The organism is Bradyrhizobium sp. (genome assembly GCF_049798375.1).
Lineage (GTDB): Bacteria > Pseudomonadota > Alphaproteobacteria > Rhizobiales > Xanthobacteraceae > Bradyrhizobium.
Genome location: NZ_JBARGP010000790.1, coordinates 1 through 5413, shown reverse-complemented (window position 1 = coordinate 5413; position 5413 = coordinate 1). Strand labels below are relative to the sequence as shown.

Annotated in this window: 5 protein-coding genes; 1 reads left to right on the top strand and 4 read right to left on the bottom strand. The window is 63.9% G+C overall.

The features are described from left to right. The 4 genes from WA702_RS30135 to WA702_RS30120 form a co-directional block, all read right to left on the bottom strand. A partial coding sequence (locus tag WA702_RS30135; protein ID WP_425114178.1) for an ABC transporter permease occupies positions 1–768 on the bottom strand: 768 nt, incomplete at its 3' end. A 155-nt stretch (positions 769–923) separates the two neighbouring features. Further along, the gene (locus tag WA702_RS30130; protein ID WP_425114177.1) at positions 924–1955 is read right to left on the bottom strand and encodes an extracellular solute-binding protein; all 1032 of its coding nucleotides are present in this window, start codon (positions 1953–1955) and stop codon (positions 924–926) included. A 16-nt stretch (positions 1956–1971) separates the two neighbouring features. Then, positions 1972–3036: an ABC transporter ATP-binding protein gene (locus WA702_RS30125; RefSeq protein WP_425114176.1), complete on the bottom strand. Its 1065-nt coding sequence runs from the start codon at positions 3034–3036 to the stop codon at positions 1972–1974. Further along, positions 3036–3860 (bottom strand): ABC transporter permease, encoded by an 825-nt coding sequence (locus WA702_RS30120; protein WP_425114175.1) that lies wholly within the window; start codon positions 3858–3860, stop codon positions 3036–3038. The genes WA702_RS30125 and WA702_RS30120 overlap by 1 nt, the downstream gene beginning before the upstream one ends. Before the next feature lie 450 nt (positions 3861–4310). Between WA702_RS30120 and WA702_RS30115 the strand changes: the two genes are divergently transcribed. Further along, positions 4311–5201: an ABC transporter substrate-binding protein gene (locus WA702_RS30115; RefSeq protein ID WP_425114174.1), complete on the top strand. Its 891-nt coding sequence runs from the start codon at positions 4311–4313 to the stop codon at positions 5199–5201. Positions 5202–5413: the final 212 nt, after the last annotated feature.

The following is a 5413-nucleotide window of genomic DNA, read 5'->3' as shown; positions in this document are numbered from 1 at the left end:
CGCCAGCAGCATGAAGGCGAGCGTGGCGCCCATCGGCCAGTTGTTGCCGCGCACGAACTGGTCGTAGACCGCAGGCGCCATCATCGTGAATCGGGGGCCGCCGAGCAGCACCGCGGTGGCATAGGTGTTCATGCACAGCACGAACACCAGGATCGAGCCGGCGGCGACGCCGGGCGCCGACAGCGGCAGGATCACGCGCCAGAAGATTCGCGCGCCCGAAGCGCCGAGATTGGCGGCGGCATCTTCCAGATCGCGCGGGATGCTCTCGATCACGGCGGACAGCGTCAGGATCATATAGGGCAGCACCACGGCGATGATGCCGACGATCACCGCTTTCGGCGTGTACATGATCTCGAGCGGCTCGGAGATGATGTGGAGCTTGAGCAGCACCAGGTTGACGAGGCCGCCGCGGGCGAACAGTGCCATCCATCCCGCGGAGCGCACGACATTGCCGACCAGTAGCGGAAACAATGTCGCGATCACCGCAAGGCTCTTCCAGCGGCTCTCGATCCGGCCGAGCCAATAGGCGGCCGGAAACGCGAGCACAAGCGTCAGCAAGGTGCAGAGCAGCGCGATGCCGAGCGTGGTCGCGATGATCTCCTGATAGTACGGATCGGTCGCCGCCTTGATGTAATTCTCCGGCGAGACCGCCTGGATCATCAGCTGCGTCGGGCTGAACTGGTTGAGCGATATCCGGAACATCAGGATCATCGGGCCGACCAGGAGCGCCAGCACCAGGAGACAGGCGGGGACGATCAGGAGTGCCATGGTGCAGTTTCCAAAGTTCTGATCGTCGTGATGCGAGGAACGTAGGATCGATTGAGCGCAGCGATACCCATCGTCTGGCCGAGCATATTGATCAGAGTGATGGGTATCGCTGCGCTCCACCCATCCTACGACAGCCGATTTCAGGAAACGACGGACTAGCCCTTGAACTCCTTGTTCCAGAAATCCTGCGTGCGCTGGGTGCGCCCGGCGGCATAGGCATAATCCGGCTTCAGCAGTCGCGCGCGCTCGGATTCAGTGAGGCTCACCTGCGCGGCGAGTTCCTGCGGCAGCACCGCGTCGGTCACGGTCGGCACATAGCCCATCCTGTCGGCGAAGCCGATCTGGGCCTTGGCATCCAGCATCGCATCCAGATAAGCGAAGCCACCCGGCTTATTCCGGGCGTTCTTCGGCACCGAAGCCTGGAACACGATCGCCGGCGCGCCCTCTTTCGCCACCACATGGCCGAGCGGGATGCCGGCCTTCTTCCACATGAAGCCGCGCGCCAGCCACATCGTGGTCAGCCACACCTCCTCCGACTTCAGCGCCGCCGCCAAGGCCTCGTTCGACGGATAGATCTTCACGTCGAGCGAGCGCCACTCCAGCAGCTTCTTCTCGGCCGGATCGAGATTGTTCGGGCCGCCACCGCCCGCGAGCGCCGCCGCCAGCGTGTTGTTGGGATAGAGAATGTCGGCAAGGCCGACACGGCCGCGCCATTTCGGATCCCAGAGGTCGGCAAAGGATTGCGGCGGCGTCTTCACTTGGTTGGTGTTGTAGAGGATCACCTGCGCCGAATAGATGTGCGGGATCGCGATGTCGCTGCGCAGTTCCGGAAACACCTTCCCGAGCCGCATCACTTGCTTGGCATCGACAGGATCGAACGTGCCGGTCTGCGCGACGATGTACATGTCGTTGTCCGACAAACACGCCACGTCCATCGAGCCGCGCCGGCTCTGCCGCTCCGCCAGCAGCTTGGTCTTGCGCGGATCGGCATTGGCCACGTCCTGCACGATCTCAAAACCTTTCGGCGCCATCAGCGGCTTGTCGATGATGTCGCTGAGCAGCTGGCCGTAATCGCCGCCCCAGGTGCCGACCACGACCTGGCCGCCATCGGCACGCGCGGTGGGAAGATTGGAGGCCAACGCAGCGGCGCCGGCGGTGGCGGAGAGAAAATGACGTCGTGAAATCATGGTGACCTCTCAGACATTAATGCAATGTTCGTGGAACAAGGCGCGGGGCCTTACAGTCCCATTGCAGAGAAACGCTGTCGTCCGGCTTCAGCGGGGCCAGCGGCTCACCGGCGCCCGGCGTCGGCTGCACGACGACCATGGCCTCCGCACCGACGGCGACGACATACTCGGTCTGCGCGCCCATATAGGTGACGGCCTTGAGCCGCCCCTGGATGCCATCGGCGCCGCCGGCCTTGAGCGCGATCCGCTCCGGCCGCAGCGCGAACGCGCTCGCATCCTTGCACTCATCGGCCGCGCTGTCGACCGGCAGCAAGAGGCCGCTATCGGTGCGGAACTGGGTAGCGCTCTCGCGGCGGCCGGTGAGGATGTTGCAGCGCCCGACGAAATCGGCGACGAATGCATCCTTCGGCGCATCGTAGAGCTCGCGCGGGGTGCCGATCTGGCGCACGCGGCCATTCTCCATGACCACCAGGCGATCGGCCATGGTCAGCGCCTCCTCGCGATCATGCGTGACCATCAAGGTGGTGAGGCCGAGCCGCTGCTGCAGCGAGCGGATCTCGAGCCGCACCTCCGCGCGCAGCTTGGCGTCGAGGTTCGATAACGGCTCGTCGAGCAGGAAGATGCGCGGGTTGATCACCAGCGCGCGGGCTAGCGCCACGCGCTGCTGCTGGCCGCCGGAGAGTTCTCGCGGCAACCGTTCGGCGAGATGCGACAGCCGCACCAGGTTCAATGCGTCTTCGACCTTGCTGCGGCGCTCGGTCGCATTCAGCCCGCGCATCTCCAGGCCAAAGCCGACATTGTCGGCCGCGCTCATGTGCGGAAACAGCGCATAGGACTGGAACACCATGCCGGTCGCGCGCTTGTAGGCGGGCAGCCGGGTCACGTCTTCCTTGTCGAACAGCACGCGTCCGCCCGACGGCGGCAGGAAGCCCGCGACCATGCGCAAGGTCGTGGTCTTGCCGCAGCCGGAGGGCCCGAGCAGCGCCACCAGTTCGCCCTCACGCACCACAAGGTCGAGTTCATCCACGGCCACCGATGCGCCGAAGCGCTTGGTCAGCTTCTCGATCGCGAGACTCGACATCAGACCACCCGCGACAGCTTGACGAAGCGGTCGGTTACTACCATCAGCAGGCCGACAAGGGTGATCTGCACGGTCGCGACCGCGGCCAAGGTCGGATCGATCCGGAATTCGAGATAGTTCAGCATCGCGACCGGCAGCGTGATCCGGCCGGGGCCGACCAGCAGCATCGACAGGTCGAGATTTTCGAAGCTCTGAATGAAGGAGAACATTGCGGCTGCGACGATGCCGGGCCGCATCATCGGCAGCGTGATACGGTGGAAGACGGTAAAGGGATTGGCGCCGAGATTGGCCGCCGCCTCCTCGGCACGGCGATCCAGTCCCTGCAGGCTTGCGACGACGAGGCGAACGGTCCACGGGATCGCCAGCAGCGTGTGCGCCGCGACCAGTCCGCCCGTCGTCGCCTTGATGTCGCGGTCGAAAAAATCTTCCGCCATCACATAGAACATATAAAGGCCGGAGCCCGCGACCACGCCGGGCACCGCGAGCGGCGCCAGCAGGAACGAACTGAGCGCCCCTCGCCCCGGAAATTCGCCGCGAACGATCGCGAGCGCAGCCATGGTGCCGATCGGCACGCCGATCGCCGCCGTCAGCAACGCGACCTCCAGACTGGTGGTCAGGCCGCGGAAGAACTCCGGCTTATGCCACGCATTCGCGTACCATTGCAGCGACAAGGCCGGTGGCGGAAAGCTGATGATCTCCTGCGCGAAGAAGCTCGTCACCACGATCATGAAGACAGGCGCAAAGATGATGAGATAGGCGACTGCAATCAGCGTCCGCATCAGGACGCGGCCGAGCGACGGCTGATCCGTCAAACGGAGAAACATTGCAGATACCTTGTCACGCTGAGCATCCCACAAGCCCAGGACCAGATCCAAAAGCGGGCCGCACGCATCGTAGTCCGACGCCGCCCTTTTCGCCAAGCCCGCAGCGCGTGCATAACGTGATGCATCCAACCGCTTTTTGCGACGCCGCAGATGACGCGCTGCGTCGCGCGGGGGGCCGATCCGATGTGCGCGATCGTCTCATCAGCGCCAAGAAGCAAACTCGGGCGCGAGCCATCTATCATCCACAACCTCACACTGCATGACTCGAAGACGAATAGTTTTTGAGCAGCGCCTGCTCATTTCTTGAACCGGCACTGTCCAACTTTTTGTGCGCGCTCGGACAAGTCTGCAGGCGACATGCGCACTTAAGCTTTCCTTCGAGCCTGGACCGGAACGACGGCATCACAGCACCGTCGGGACCATGCGACCATCATCGAAGGAGCTGGCAACATGCAGAATTGGCTTTCCACCAAGGCGCGACGCGCCTGGCTTGCCGCGCTCGGCGCGGTCGTCGCCACAGGGCTACTGTCTCCCACCGACGTGCACGCAGCCACGCCCGCGGGCTGCGCAGCGCTGCAGGCCAAATATCCGGACTGGAAAGGCAAGACGCTGGTCAACGCCATCAACCCGCATACACCTGGCTATGAGGCGATCGATCCGAAGGACCCGAGTAAATATGTCGGGTTCGACATTGATCTCGGCGAAGCGATCGGCGACTGCCTCGGATTCAAGCTGACTTACAAGCCGGTGACGTTCGCCGCACTCCTGACCACGCTGGCGAGCGGCCAGGCCGACATCGTGATCTCCGACATCTACGCCACCAAGGAGCGCGCCAAGGCCGCCGACTTCATCACCTATTCCAAGGTGTTCGACGGCGTGCTGGTTGCCAAGGGCAATCCGAAGGGCATTCACGGCATCGACCTGACCTTGTGCGACGCGGCGGCCGCCGAGAACACCGGCTTCGTCGAGGTGCCGCTGGTGCAGGACATGGCGCCGAAGTGCAAGGAAGCCGGCAAGCCGGAGCCGACCCTGCAGCTCTATGAAAACAACGCTAACTGCATCCAGGCGATCCTCGCCGGCCGCGCCGACACCTACATCAACGACGTCAACACGGTGGACCAGGCGGTGAAGGCCAATCCGGACAAGCTGGAGAAGGCGATCGCGGTGACCATCCCCTATTCCGTCGGCATCGGCGTGCCCAAGGACAAGCCGCAATTCCGCGACGCCGTCATGGCCGCGCTTATCGAGGTGCAGAAGGCCGGCATCCACCAGGAGCTATTGAAGAAGTGGGAGCTCGATCCGGCGAACTACAAGGAGCCGGACCTGCTAATGGCGGACTAAGCGATATCACTTGGGCTCAAGCGGCATCGGCGGTGCACCCTCTCCCCTTGCGGAAGAGGGTGCCGGAGATGCGAAGCATCGTAGGCGGGTGAGGGTCTCTCTCCGCGAGCGACAACGCCGAGACAGACCCCTCACCCGCCGCGAATTTCGCTTCGCTCATTCGCGCCACCCTCTCCCACAAGGGGAGAGGGTGCACCGAGTGCGCGGATGCT

Excerpts from the sequence above, each read along its gene's own strand:
- WA702_RS30130 (WP_425114177.1), bottom strand. The coding sequence starts at position 1,955 with ATGATTTCACGACGTCATTTTCTCTCCGCCACCGCCGGCGCCGCTGCG.
- WA702_RS30125 (WP_425114176.1), bottom strand. The coding sequence starts at position 3,036 with ATGTCGAGTCTCGCGATCGAGAAGCTGACCAAGCGCTTCGGCGCATCG.
- WA702_RS30120 (WP_425114175.1), bottom strand. The coding sequence starts at position 3,860 with ATGTTTCTCCGTTTGACGGATCAGCCGTCGCTCGGCCGCGTCCTGATG.
- WA702_RS30115 (WP_425114174.1), top strand. The coding sequence starts at position 4,311 with ATGCAGAATTGGCTTTCCACCAAGGCGCGACGCGCCTGGCTTGCCGCG.